The organism is Phycisphaeraceae bacterium, assembly GCA_019636555.1.
Taxonomy (GTDB): domain Bacteria; phylum Planctomycetota; class Phycisphaerae; order Phycisphaerales; family UBA1924; genus JAFEBO01.
The window spans coordinates 1,529,595-1,541,952 of sequence record JAHBXH010000001.1 but is presented as its reverse complement, the minus strand read 5'-3'; the positions used below and the strand labels follow the sequence as shown (position 1 = coordinate 1,541,952).

The 12,358-nt window shown below is 62.1% G+C and carries 12 protein-coding genes; 4 read left to right on the top strand and 8 right to left on the bottom strand.

Features of this window, described 5'->3' with window-relative positions:
- Window positions 1-95: 95 nt before the first annotated feature.
- A complete protein-coding gene (gene recA / locus KF691_06390; protein MBX3389069.1) occupies window positions 96-1,214 on the bottom strand; it encodes a recombinase RecA in 1,119 nt (372 codons plus the stop codon).
- 303 nt (window positions 1,215-1,517) lie between these two features.
- Complete coding sequence (locus KF691_06385) at window positions 1,518-2,465, bottom strand: cysteine synthase family protein (GenBank protein ID MBX3389068.1); 948 nt, start codon at window positions 2,463-2,465, stop codon at window positions 1,518-1,520.
- Window positions 2,466-2,716: 251 nt separating this feature from the next.
- Here KF691_06385 and KF691_06380 point away from each other — a divergent pair, with 251 nt between their 5' ends.
- On the top strand, window positions 2,717-3,775 hold the full coding sequence (locus KF691_06380) for a hypothetical protein (protein MBX3389067.1): 1,059 nt from the start codon (window positions 2,717-2,719) through the stop codon (window positions 3,773-3,775).
- 5 nt (window positions 3,776-3,780) lie between these two features.
- Here KF691_06380 and KF691_06375 read toward each other — a convergent pair whose 3' ends face one another.
- Window positions 3,781-4,308, bottom strand: a complete 528-nt coding sequence (locus tag KF691_06375) for a GNAT family N-acetyltransferase (protein MBX3389066.1) — start codon at window positions 4,306-4,308, stop codon at window positions 3,781-3,783.
- A 158-nt stretch (window positions 4,309-4,466) separates the two neighbouring features.
- Here KF691_06375 and KF691_06370 point away from each other — a divergent pair, with 158 nt between their 5' ends.
- Complete coding sequence (locus tag KF691_06370) at window positions 4,467-5,324, top strand: hypothetical protein (protein MBX3389065.1); 858 nt, start codon at window positions 4,467-4,469, stop codon at window positions 5,322-5,324.
- Between the two features lie 52 nt (window positions 5,325-5,376).
- Here KF691_06370 and KF691_06365 read toward each other — a convergent pair whose 3' ends face one another.
- Both KF691_06365 and KF691_06360 read right to left on the bottom strand, forming a co-directional pair.
- Window positions 5,377-6,273 carry a polysaccharide deacetylase family protein gene (locus KF691_06365; protein ID MBX3389064.1) on the bottom strand — a complete coding sequence of 299 codons (897 nt, stop codon included), beginning with the start codon at window positions 6,271-6,273 and terminating at the stop codon, window positions 5,377-5,379.
- Window positions 6,274-6,407: 134 nt separating this feature from the next.
- Window positions 6,408-8,588 carry a S9 family peptidase gene (locus tag KF691_06360; GenBank protein MBX3389063.1) on the bottom strand — a complete coding sequence of 727 codons (2,181 nt, stop codon included), beginning with the start codon at window positions 8,586-8,588 and terminating at the stop codon, window positions 6,408-6,410.
- A gap of 483 nt (window positions 8,589-9,071) precedes the next feature.
- On the opposite strand from KF691_06360, the gene KF691_06355 reads away from it, so the two are divergent.
- Together KF691_06355 and KF691_06350 are read left to right on the top strand one after the other, a co-directional pair.
- Entirely contained in the window at window positions 9,072-9,677 is a 606-nt protein-coding gene (locus tag KF691_06355) for a hypothetical protein (protein MBX3389062.1), read from the top strand.
- Entirely contained in the window at window positions 9,674-9,922 is a 249-nt protein-coding gene (locus tag KF691_06350) for a hypothetical protein (GenBank protein MBX3389061.1), read from the top strand. Before KF691_06355 ends, KF691_06350 begins: the two co-directional genes overlap by 4 nt.
- On the opposite strand, the gene KF691_06345 is transcribed toward KF691_06350, so the two are convergent.
- From KF691_06345 to KF691_06335, 3 genes are all read right to left on the bottom strand, one after another.
- Window positions 9,923-10,438 (bottom strand): GNAT family N-acetyltransferase, encoded by a 516-nt coding sequence (locus KF691_06345; protein MBX3389060.1) that lies wholly within the window; start codon window positions 10,436-10,438, stop codon window positions 9,923-9,925. It lies immediately after the preceding gene.
- A gap of 46 nt (window positions 10,439-10,484) precedes the next feature.
- Window positions 10,485-11,507 carry an ABC transporter ATP-binding protein gene (locus KF691_06340; GenBank protein MBX3389059.1) on the bottom strand — a complete coding sequence of 341 codons (1,023 nt, stop codon included), beginning with the start codon at window positions 11,505-11,507 and terminating at the stop codon, window positions 10,485-10,487.
- Window positions 11,508-11,663: 156 nt separating this feature from the next.
- Window positions 11,664-12,329 (bottom strand): PEP-CTERM sorting domain-containing protein, encoded by a 666-nt coding sequence (locus tag KF691_06335; protein MBX3389058.1) that lies wholly within the window; start codon window positions 12,327-12,329, stop codon window positions 11,664-11,666.
- Window positions 12,330-12,358: the final 29 nt, after the last annotated feature.

Here is a 12,358-nt window from a genome sequence, read left to right as displayed (position 1 = left end):
GAACGGGCAGCCGCTATCGACGGTAATTCGCAGCAAAAACAAAACACCCGACCGATACGGCCGGGTGTAAGAGTTTTTTTGCGGCAGCGGAGTCTTTACTCTTCGTCTTCACCTTCCGCGTCGGCGTCACCGGCGACGGCGCCGGCCGGGCGACCGCCCACCGGGTGCGTGCCGCGGATGTCGAGCACTTTGCGCCTGATCTCGCGGAACATATCGGGGTTGTCTTTGAGCATGGCGCGCGCCTGCTCGCGTCCCTGGCCCATGCGCACCTCGCCGTAGCTGAACCACGCACCGCTCTTGTTAATCACTTTGCTGTCCACGGCGAGGTCGAGCAGGTCGCCCGCGAGCGAGATGCCCTCGACGTACATGATGTCGAATTCCGCATCACGGAAAGGTGGCGCGACCTTGTTCTTCACCACGCGCGCCCGCGTGCGGCTTCCGACCGTCACTTCGCCTTCCTTGATCGCGCCGGTGCGCCGCACGTCGATGCGCACCGAGGAATAGAACTTGAGCGCGCGTCCGCCGGGCGTCGTTTCGGGGCTGCCGAACATCACGCCGATCTTCTCGCGGATCTGGTTGATGAAGACGACCGTGCAGTTGCTGCGAGCAATCACGCCGGTCAGCTTGCGCATCGCCTGGCTCATGAGCCGCGCCTGGAGCCCGACCACGGCGTCGCCCATTTCGCCTTCGATCTCGGCTTTGGGAATGAGCGCCGCGACCGAGTCGATCACGATCAGATCAACGGCGTTCGAACGCACCAAGAGTTCGCAGATCTCGAGCGCCTGCTCGCCCGAATCGGGCTGGCTGACGAGCAGATCATCGATGTTCACGCCGATTCGCCGCGCCCACGAAGGGTCGAGCGCGTGTTCCGCGTCGATGAATGCGGCAACTCCGCCGTCCTTCTGTGCCTGCGCCGCGATCGTGAGCGCCAGCGTGGTCTTGCCCGACGATTCCGGGCCGAACACCTCGACGATGCGTCCGCGCGGGATGCCCTTGCCGCCGAGCGCGAGATCGAGCGAGATCGAGCCCGTCGAAATTCCCGGGATGTTGAGGTATGCGGATTCGTCCATCCGCATCACGGCGCCCTTGCCGAACGCCTTTTCGATCTGCCCGAGCGCGAGATCCAGCGCTTTTTTCTTCTGGCGATCTTCCGCCTGCGCCTTCACTTCCGCCTTCGAGTCCGCGCGCACTTCCTTCGCTTCTGCAACAGTCATGAACCGATCCGATCTCCCGCCTCTGGCGGGTTGGCCTCCGGGGGGCCGCCCAATCCCAAACACACGGGACGAGCGGGTCCAAAGGTCGGCCCGACGCGGTGCCCGGCTTCGAAACGACCTTGTTTCGCAGCACGGGAGACAGGGGCGGCGTCGGACGCGAGCCTGTCTGCGGACAGCGTACCAATGCCGAACAGCCATGTCAATGTTTGGGATTTGGGCGGAAGACGGTTTTCTGTAAGCCGTTGCGAATAAACGAATTCGGTTGTGGATAACTGAAAAAGCCGAACGAAGGCTGCTCCGTCCTCAATTGCTTCCGTACAAGTCCGTGCTCAGGTACTTCGTGCCTGAATCGCACATGACCGTCACCACCGTCGCGCCGCGCCGGAGTTTCTCCGCGACACGCAGCGCGGCAACCAGATTGCACCCTGTTGAAGTGCCCGCCATGATCGCCTCTTGTTTCGCGAGCGTGCGCGCCATCTGCTTTGCTTCTTCGGTGGAAACAGTTTCGATTTGATCGACGAGCGAGCGATCCCACATCGGCGGCACAAAGCCCGCGCCGATTCCTTCGATTTTGTGCGTTCCGGTCGCGCCACCGGAGAGGACCGGCGATTCGCTCGGCTCCACCGCCACGATGCGAATCCCGGCCTTGCGTTCACGCAGGCGCTGCGAGTTCCCGCGGATCGACCCTGACGTGCCGACGCTCTGCACGAACGCGTCGATCTTGCCGCCGGTCTGATCCAGAATCTCATCGGCCATCGCGAAGTAGCCGCTCGCCTGGTCGCGATTTTTGAACTGATCGGTCCAGAATGCTCCGGTGCGCTCGGCGATCTTTCTGGCTTCTTCGATCATGCCGCGCGTGAGCGTCGCGTCCATGCCGCCGTTTGCGCTCTTGACGATCGTCAATTCCGCGCCGAGCGCCCGCATGTGATCGAGTTTCTGTTTGCTGAACGCGTCGGATGAAACGATGTGGAGCGGGTGTTTCTTCGCGGCACACACGAGCGCCAGCGAAACGCCGGTGCTCCCGCCGGTGTACTCGACGACGGACTGGCCGGGTTTGAGGCGGCCGTCGCGCTCCGCGCCCTCGATCATGGCGAGGGCCATGCGGTCCTTCATGCTCCCGGAGGGGTTCTGACTCTCGATTTTGAGAAGGATGCGAGCCGAGGCCGCCGGAACCATCGAGCGCAGCTCGACCAGGGGCGTCTTTCCGATGCAGTTCAGGACGGCGGCCTCGTTGTCTGGTTCCCGAGTCATTTGCTCCTCCCCGGTCCATATCGCGAGCGGAATCGGCGCGCCCATCGGAAAACTTCGGCGCACGGCGTGATGTCAGCGCCCGGAGGGTATGGCTTTGCAGCGAAACGGCCGAAACTGCCGATTTTCTTCGAGGTGAAACCTCCCGGCACACTCATTGAAAAGGCGGGCGCGTGCGACTGAACAACAAACACGGTGCGGGATTCGGCGCGTCGCGGCATGGCGCGGCTCTGCTTCGCGGAGCGCGTTCGAACGTGGGCGCGGCTCTGCTCGTCGCGAGCGTCGGGCTGCTTGTGGGCTGCGCCGCCGCGGGCCCGGCGTCGATCGCCAACGGTCGCGCGGTCTACAACGAAGTGATCAACAACACCGAAGACGAGCAGATACTGAACGTGATCGTGCGCGAGCGCTACGACCAGACATTCGGGATGCTGACGGTCGCGAGCGTGACGGCGAGCATCCGGGTCAGCGCGAACGTCAACGGGAACATCGGCATCGGCCCCGGCGAGAACTACTCCGGCAACCTGGTGCCTCTCTCGGCCGGCGTCGCGTACGAAGAGAGCCCGACGATTTCGTATATCCCGCTCAGCGGCGAGCTCTTTCTCAGCCGCATGCTCACACCGATTACCCTGACGCAGGCGATGTTGCTGCTCGGCGCGGCACAAGACGATGCGATCTGGATGCGCCAGCTCTATCGACGTATCAACGGACTGGACAATCCGATGGATGCGCCCGTGTCCGACAAGTTGGAGCGCTTCTTCACGCTCCAAGCCAAGCTTCGGAAAGCGGGCGTGGTCACGACCGGCCAGTGCGCGGGATCGACGCCGGCGAATCCGGAATTCTGCGTTCGCATCAGCGGATACGACGCGTACAAAGCCGAAGTCAAAGAAGTTCTCGACATCCTCAGCATCACCGATGTCAATGCAGACGGGCGCGACTTTGTTCTACCGATGAGCGTCAACGAGGGCGCCGGAGGGTCGAGCGTGATCCGCATCCAGTTGCGATCCGCCCTCGACGTGATCCGCATGGCGGGCCGCTCCATCGAGATTCCGGAGGAAGAGCAGCGCGCAGGCGTCGCGGCACCCCTCGATTCCGAAATCGAAGGCGAGGATCGCCTCATGACCATCCGCACATCGAAGTCCTATCCGAAGAACGCCGTCGTGGCGATTCCGTTCCGCGGATGGTGGTACTACGTCGACTCGACCGACACGAAGAGCAAGCGCGCGTTCAAGATCCTGCGCCTGCTCGTCGGTCTTCGGATGCAGGAGAGCGCGACGGATCAACGGGCTCCGGTGCTCACGATTCCGGCGCGGTAGCGCCGCTACGCGAGCGCTCGGTAGTAGTATGTGGTGCCGCATTTCCTGCCGTCGGGGAAGAGCGCGAAGTTGGGGACATCCCCCACTTTCACCCAGCCGAGCCGTTCGTAGAGGCGTGCGGCGTCGCCGCCGGTGACGGCATCGAGTACAAGCAGCGTTTTCCCGCATTCGAGTGCGGCGGCCTCTGCAGCTTTCATGAGCGCGGCGCCGAGACCACAGCGGCGCATTCTTCGGTGCACGAGCATCTTGGCGAGATCGGCGCGATGCGGCTGGTTCTCGGGCAGGTCGAGAATCAATTGGACCGTGCCACAGACTCCGTGCGCGTCCTCCGCAATGAGCAACACGCGTTCGTTCGCCGCGACCCCGATGGCAACTTTCTGCCAGAACGCCCGCGCCTTTTCGCGCGTCATCGGGAGCATGAAACTGACCGAGGCGCCCCCTTCGACACAATCCAGGAGGACATCCGAAAGCTGCTCGATCTGCTGTGCATCGAGCACCAAGAGCCGACGGATTTTCCAACTCTCAACGTGCATCGCCGCGGTTTTCTCCGGACAAGTCACCAACGGTATTTCCTGACCGATCCAACCTTACGAGCGCCGTTTCATTTCGATGAAACATTCAAGAACCCGGCGCAGGGACGTGCCGAGCGGCTATTCTGTTCGCTCACCCCACCCTCTCGACAAGGCACACCATGCGCACTCTCGCACTCGCGTTGCTCGGATTGCTGCTCGCCGCCTGCACACGCAATGCGCCGAGCGACTCGGGTTCGGGTGCGCCGCAAACAAAGACCTTTCCCATGGCGACCGAAGGATTTGTGTTCAAGGAAATCGAGGTGCACGACAGAGGACCCGGGGGAAAGAGCCTCTACGCAGTCTACGTTCCACGCGACTACGACCCTTCTGTTCCGACGCCGACCATTCTCTTTCTCCATGGCAGCGGCGAATCCGGAACCGACGGACAGAAGCAGATCGCCGTCGGCCTCGGGAGCGCCATCCAGCTCAACCGGGACCAGTGGCCTTTCATCGCGATCTTCCCGCAGAAGCCCGATTCACAAAGCCAGTGGGTGGATCACAAGCAACTCGTGCTCGACATCCTTGCGAGGACTCAGTCGGAATACAACGTGGACGCGAACCGGATCTACCTGACGGGGCTCTCGCAGGGCGGCGCCGGGACCTGGGCATTGGGCGCGCTCTATCCGGACAAATGGGCAGCGCTCGTCCCCATCTGCGGCTACTACCGCAAGATGGGAAATGAGTTTCTGCCGCAGTCGATCGCGATCCGCGTCAAGGATCTTCCGATCTGGGCTTTTCACGGTCTGAAAGACGACGTTGTGCCGCCGGAGCAGACGACGGCGATCGTGGATGCGGTGCAGCAGCGCCAGATCGGTCTTGAGAATCTGATTCCGATCAAGGTCACACTGCTTCCCGATGCGAATCACAACTCGTGGGATGCGGCGTATCGCAATTTCAACCTGGGGCAGTGGTTCCTGCAATACACACGCGATTCCCGGGCGACGTCGCCGGGAGCGCCGGCGAACGACGCGCCGTGATTCTGCAAGCCGCATGGTGATCGTCCAAGATTTGGGGTGAGCCTGGTTCCGACTACTGCACGTGCGCGGTCCGTGCCGCGGGTACGGGCGTGATCGACGGTCGATAGTCGAGCAGCGCGCGGCTTCCATCGAGTTCGGTCAATTTGATCGCGAAGTCGTCCGTCGAGTCGCCGAAGGTCACGATCGTGCGGTGAATCTCGAACGGTTCGTCCAACCGCTGAACAAGCCCGACTTCGGTCGAGAAGGCCAGCCGATATCCCGCTCGCTCCGCCGCTTCGATTTCACGCTCGGTGAAATCCCCGTAGGGATAGGCGAGCGCGGTCACGGGCCGGCCGAGCTTTGCCTCCAGAATCGCGCGCGAGTCTGTGAGTTCGCGCTCGAGCGCCGGCGCATCGAGCTGGGGCAGCGATGGGTGCGAGACCGTGTGGCACTCGATGTCCATCCCGTCGTCTTCCATCTGGCAGACATCGTCCCACGACATCGCGGCACCCGGCTGCTCGCCGATCACGCCGGTGTGCACGAAGAAGACTCCGACCATGCCGCGCTCGCGGAGAAGCGGATAGACGGTCGAGAATTGTGTTTCCCATCCGTCGTCGAACGTAAGCATGACCGCACGCGGCGGCAACGCCAAACCCGTTCGCATCGACACCTCCAGCCGTTTGGTATCGATCGTGGTGTAGCCGTTCTGCTGCAAGTAGTCGAGCTGCTTCTCGAACTCGACCGGCGAGACGGCGAACCGCAGCGATGCAGCGTCAGCGAGACCCGGGCCCGGCTCGCGGACGTGGTGGTACATCAGCACAGGAATTGTGAATGTCGGGATCTTTGAAGGGCCGTGCGCCGGAGCCTCGGCGTCGCGCATCGACAGAGCGAATTGCACCGCGGCGAAGATGGCCAGAAAACTCCCGATCACGAGCCATCGACCATAACGGCCGATCCCATCACGGTCCATACCCCGAATCCGGGATTCGCGCAAAAAGAAACAGGGCCGGAGCGTTCCGGCCCTGCGATTCATGCTTTTTGCGAAGCCCGAATTCCGGGAACAAGCCCGGGACGATCCCCCGGATGCCGCGCGAACCCGGGGGCTCAGTTGTCGCCTTCGAGCATGCCGAGTTGCCACATCAGGAACACGCGCTGATCGACGAGATCACGAATCCGCAGATTCAGCGGCTTTCCTTGTCCGTGTCCCGCGTCCTTGTCGCCCCAGTAGAGAATCGGGAGCCCGCTACTCGTGGCTTCGCGCAATGCCGCGACGAACTTGCGTGCGTGCAGCGGGTGCACGCGCGCGTCGTGTTCGCCGGCCGTGACGAGCACCGCCGGATACGCCGTTCCCTTCTTGACATTCTGGTACGGCGAGTACTTGCGGATGAACTCGAACTGTTCCTTGTTCTCGGCGCTGCCGTATTCGGGCACCCAGTAGCGCGCCATCAGGAAGTTCTGATAGCGGAGCATGTCGTTCAGAGGAACGAGGCAGAGCGCCGCTTTGCAGAGATCGGGGCGCTGCGTGACAAATGAACCGACGAGCAGACCGCCCTGCGAGCCTCCCATGACCGCCAGTTTCTTGGGGCTGGTGTATCCGCTGTTGATCAGATGCTCCGCCGCGGCCTGGAAATCGTCCCAGGTGTTCTGCTTCTGGCCGAGCTTGCCCGCCTCGTGCCAGGCGGTTCCGAATTCGCCGCCACCTCGCAGGTTTGCCACGGCCAGCACGCCGCCGGCGTCGTACCACTGGAAATTGGAGGCGTTGAACGACGGCGTTTGGCTGATCATGAATCCGCCGTACCCGTACAGGATGGTCGGGTTGTTGCCGTCGAGCTTGAGGCCCTTTTTGTGGACGATGAACATCGGGATGCGCGCGCCACCCGACGAACTGAACCACTCCTGCTTGACTTCGACGGTGCTCGGATCAACCGGCACCGCCGGGCGCTCCCACAATTCCGGCTGTGCGTCGGGCTTGGTGAGGTCGACGCGGAAGATGCTCGTCGGGTAGTTGTAACTGCTGAAAGAGAGATACGCCTCGTCGCGATCTTCTTCCGTCGAAATTCCCGCGCTGCCGATGCCCGGGAGTTTCAGGCTGCCCGTCGGCTTGCCCGCGTAGTCGAAAGTCTCGATCGAGCTGCTGGCGTTCTTCAGATACGTTGCCGCGATCCGGCTCTTGGACACTCTTACGCCGGTCAGATTCGCATCCTTGCGCTCGGGGATGATTTCCTTCCAGTTCTTGCGATCCGGATTCTTGAGATCGATCGCAAACACGCGTCCGTTCGGCGCATCCAGAGTCGTCTGAAGGAACATAGTGTCGCCGACGATATCGGCGCTTGCCGACGCCTTTTCGCCGACGAGGATGTCCACCTTGTTCACCTTTCCGGTTTTCCGGAATTCCTCGAAATCGGCGACCCACAGGTCGTTGTTCCGCGTGTCGGTCGAGTAGCTCAGTTCGAGCCACTTGCCATCGCGATCGAGCCCGCCGCCCGGGCCGTACGTCGTCGCGAGCTTGGCGTTCTCGTCCTTGGTGAATTGGCGCAGGATGGTTTGAGCCTTGCTCAGATCCTGATCGATGCCGACGAACATCACCTGTCCGCTGTAGGGGTTGTTCGGGTCGGCGAGGTTGCGATAGACGAGCCCCGAGTTGTCGGGAAGCCAGCTCACGCTGCTCACCTTATTCGGGATCGAGAAGTCGCTCTTCTTCCCGCTGTCGACATCGATGATGTGGAGCGTCGCGTTTTCATCGCCCGCGCGATACGTGCCGTACGCCAGCTTCTTGCCGTCGAGGCTCGGCACGTACCAGGTGATCGTGACGAGCCCGCTCGGATCGATCGTCGCCGGATCGAGAATCAGCTTCGTTTCCCCCTTGTATCCGTCGCGGTAGTAGACCAATGGCTGATTCTGACTCGCCTCGCGCTTGCTGAAGAAGTAGCGATTGCCGCGCATCGTCGGCGAAGAAATCGAGCCGACTTCCATCAGCGGACGGATCTTGTCTTCGACCGCCTTGCGGCCGGGCAGATTGTCGAGCACGCTGCGCGTGTACGCGTTCTGCGCGTCGGTCCACGCCGCGACCTCCGGCGTTTCCGTGCCCATGTTCTTTGGATCGCTGTTGTCTCCCTCGAGCCAGCGGTAGTTGTCTACGTACTCGATGCCGAAAATGTCGTCGCGCACCGGCTCCTGCTTGGTCGGAGGGGGCGCCGGAATATCGCCGGCGTTCGCAACCGACACAACCAATCCCGCGGCAAGCACCGCCGCCATTCCGCTCATCATCCAAACCTTCGATTTCATCGAGTTTCTCCCGCCCAATTCCCGGTGGGCGACCGGAAGAAAACAAAGCACTCGTGAGTTCACATTCTACCGAATGGAACCCGCAAAGATGCGGTATCGCGTTCCACGAGGGGGAGCCCCACGGGCGGCCTGCAGGACGAGGAAATCTCAGGCCCGAATCGGGCAAAAAAGCGAGCGGCCCGCGCTGTTTCGAGCACGGGCCGCCTGCGCCTCTTTCCCATCCTCTCCAACACGGGCGGACATCGACTTCGCCACCACCGGCGGGCCCGCGCACAAGCAACAAAAAAACAGCAACGAATCCCCCATCAAATCCGGCCCAGCAACCAAAAGATCAGCAGGAAAATCAGGATGGTGGAAACGATCCCTCCTCCCAGCTTCCATGCCGCCAATCCTGCAAGACCGCCCCGAAGCAACCCACGCATGATTGTTTTCCTCCACGAGAGATGTGAGGAATCATCTCCGGCCGTTGTAAACTTGCCGTGGGTGCTGCGTAAATGCCGCTTCATTTCAGTCAAGTCTCCGCGCGTATTGCTTGTGCTTCTCGCGTGCATGGAATTCGCGGGATGCTCGACATCCAACACGCTCTCAGATCGCGAAAAAGCCGCTGCCGAAATCCCGGTTTGTGTCCGGCAGTTCGGTCCCGCGATCGTCGCATCCGTGACGACTATTCAGCGCGACGTTGATGCTCGCTGCAAACTTACGGGCATGTCCGCCGACAGCGTCGGATCCGCGCAGCTTCTCCCAAATGGGCTCATGCTCACGGCGGCGCACGTGTTCGATGAACGCTGGCGGAGAGGCACCCGACCGCTGATCCTTGTCAATGAGACCGCGGTGAGCGCGGACGTGCTTTACCGCGACGATTCCGCGAATGACACACTCCTCTTTCGTCCGGACATTGCAAATGGTGCTTTCCCTTCCGAAAGCCAGCCTACTTCGCTCGAACTTCAATTGATGAACCCGCTCCGATCGCGAATCCGCTTCGACGGCGTCTTGCCGATCGCCCAGGGCACGACGATCTATGCGTTCGGCTATGTGCACGCTCCGGAACTCGAGGGAAGCGACTCGGTGCCCGTTGCGTTACGATCGTGAAGGGAATCGCCGTTCGTGACTTTGGGCCGCACGAAACGATCATTTTCCGAAGCGAAGCGCCGCTTCGGATCAACGGGATGTCCGGAGGTCCGGTTGCGATCTACGACGAGGCGACGGAAACACTGACGGTGGTCGGCCTCTCGACTCTTTACGGCCGGTGGAAATGGCTACTGCTCCACTACGGCCCAGTCTTCATCCAAGCGTCGCGCCTGCCGCCGGAGGCGACTGGCGGCGCCGCACCCTGACTAGGGCTGTTTGTCAAGCGCCATCGCCATGTGATGCTCGCCGTATGAAACACCGTTGATCCGCACGGCGTCGGGCTCGTAGCCCCATTCCCGAAATCCGAGCGAGTCGTACAACCGGCGCGCCAGCGGTGCGTTCGAGCTGACCGCGAGATGGATCGATCCGACTCCCGGCCATGATCGCGCGGCATCCATCGCGGCACACACGACTGCACGCCCCAGCCCGCGCCCGCGCGCTCCCGGCGCGACATAGACGCCCCAGATCGTCGCGATGTGCCGCTTTTTCAAGGCCTCGTCGCGAACGACACCTGCCGCGGCAACGAGGCGGTCGCCTTCGCGAACCGCGAAGATGGCGGCATCTTCCCGCGCGAGCGACGCACGCACCTTTTCGAGATCGCAGCCGCGATCCTGTTCCGGGCTCGCGAGGAACGACCACGGAGAGTCGGCGAGCATCTCGCGGCGGAGAGTGACGTAGTCAAGAGCGTCTATCGGAGCCAATCGCCTGATCGTGATGCTCATGTGAGCGAAGAATCCTCGGCCGGCCGAACCGCCAGCTTTGATCAACTTACTGCACGAGCCCCTTGGTCAAACGCATGAACGCGGTTTCGAGGTTCACCGGCTCTTCGGTGAACTTCGTGATCCGGAATCCCTGGTTGATCAGCACGTTCGGAATATCCGTGTAGTTCCTGCCCCCGGCGGCATCGAAGTCGGCCACGATCATCTTGGTCGCGTGCCCGTTGCTCTTCGCGCCCCCACCACCCGCAGCCCCCCCCCCACCAACTCCCGCGCCGTTCACCGCGGCGCCCGGAGATTCCGCATCGGTGAGCACCACTTTCTTCACGCCCGGCATGGCCGCGATCACCTTCGCCGCTTCTTCGACGCGGTCGGTGACACCGACGTGCAGAATGTGACCCATCTTCGCGCGGCGCACGATCTCGTCGACCGTGCCGCTGAAGAGCAATTGCCCGCGCTCGATGATGCCGACGACGTTGCAAAGCTCCGCGAGTTCCGGCAGGATGTGGCTGCTGATCAGGATGGTCTTGCCCATCCGGCGGAGCTCTTTGAGTAGTTCACGCATCTCGATGCGGGCGCGCGGATCGAGACCGCTCGCCGGCTCGTCCATCAACAGAACCTTCGGATCGTGAAGAAGCACGCGCGCGACGCTGAGGCGTTGCTGCATGCCGCGCGAAAGGCTGTTGACTTCCGCGTCGGCCTTGTACGTGAGGTCGGTGAGCTCGAGGACATCCTTCACGGTCTTGATGCGCTGCCCGCCGTGGATGCCGTACGACGCGGCGAAGAACTCGAGATACTCGGTGACCACCATGTCTTCGTACGCGCCCATGAAGTCGGGCACGTAGCCGATCAAGGGGCGGATCTGGCGATTCTGGTATCCGATCGTCAGGCCCGCGACGTTGGCCTGTCCGCTGCTTGGCTTGAGAAGCGTCGCGAGGATCTTGATCGTGGTCGTTTTGCCCGCGCCGTTGGGCCCGATGAAACCGAAACAGTCACCCTCGTTGATGATGAGGTTCAGGTTGTTCAGCGCGATCAACTCGCCGTATTTCTTCGTCAAGTTGATCGTTTCGATCATCGGGGGCACGGCAGTTCTCCGCCGGGGCTGCCGGCACGTGGGCCGCAGAATGTAGCGGCTTTGAGCCCGGATTGTTCGCCGATCGATCGGGCAGCAAAAAGACAAGCCCCGGCAGTGTGCCGGGGCCTGCGAAGGTCAAAGTTCAAACTCGAAGGCTCAGCGACGACGACGCGCCGCAACCAGACCGCCGAGGCCGATCAGCGCGAGGCTGCCCGGGGTCGGGACCGTGTAGGCGAGGAACGTGCCGGAGGTCGAGGGCTCGCCCCAGCCGGTCGTCGCCGGCGTGTTGCGGCTCAGGTGATCGACGCCCGGATCGGTGCCGCCGCCGCCCGAAGTGGCGATGTCGAACAGGATCACGCCGTTGCCGAGCAGGCCGAGGAACGAGCGGCTGACCGTGAACTTCACGATGTTCGAGCCGATCTGCGTCTGATCGTTGTCCGTCGTGCCGCCGTCCATGTTCCAGTTGAAGCCGTCCCAAGCCCAGTTCTGCTGGTTGGTGTTCGGCTGATCAACCCACGAACCGACGTAGTGGCTGATGTTCGTCGTGAGATTGACCGGGCGGTTCCAGGCGTTCGTTGGCGTGAAATCGCTACCGGTCGAAACGTTCATGAAGATCATGTACTTCGTCCAGTTGGCGAAGCCACGCGTCTCCACCGAGAAGTAGACGTTGTTCGCGTCATGGCTCACCGTCACCGACTTGATGTCCAAGTTGGCGAACCCGTTGTCAAACAGGTCGTTCTGAGCATCGTTGTACGTGGTCGCCGCTTGAGCAGCGCCTGAGACCGCAGCGATAGCCGCGGCAACAAACAAAACATTCTTCATCTCTTCGAACTCCTCTCGGTGCAAACTTG

Bases quoted from the DNA above. Each gene is read 5' to 3' on its own strand.
- KF691_06385 (MBX3389068.1), bottom strand. From the start codon at position 2,465: ATGACTCGGGAACCAGACAACGAGGCCGCCGTCCTGAACTGCATCGGA.
- KF691_06345 (MBX3389060.1), bottom strand. From the start codon at position 10,438: ATGAGCATCACGATCAGGCGATTGGCTCCGATAGACGCTCTTGACTAC.
- KF691_06375 (MBX3389066.1), bottom strand. From the start codon at position 4,308: ATGCACGTTGAGAGTTGGAAAATCCGTCGGCTCTTGGTGCTCGATGCA.
- KF691_06360 (MBX3389063.1), bottom strand. From the start codon at position 8,588: ATGAAATCGAAGGTTTGGATGATGAGCGGAATGGCGGCGGTGCTTGCC.
- KF691_06365 (MBX3389064.1), bottom strand. From the start codon at position 6,273: ATGGACCGTGATGGGATCGGCCGTTATGGTCGATGGCTCGTGATCGGG.
- recA (MBX3389069.1), bottom strand. From the start codon at position 1,214: ATGACTGTTGCAGAAGCGAAGGAAGTGCGCGCGGACTCGAAGGCGGAA.
- KF691_06340 (MBX3389059.1), bottom strand. From the start codon at position 11,507: ATGATCGAAACGATCAACTTGACGAAGAAATACGGCGAGTTGATCGCG.
- KF691_06370 (MBX3389065.1), top strand. From the start codon at position 4,467: ATGCGCACTCTCGCACTCGCGTTGCTCGGATTGCTGCTCGCCGCCTGC.
- KF691_06335 (MBX3389058.1), bottom strand. From the start codon at position 12,329: ATGAAGAATGTTTTGTTTGTTGCCGCGGCTATCGCTGCGGTCTCAGGC.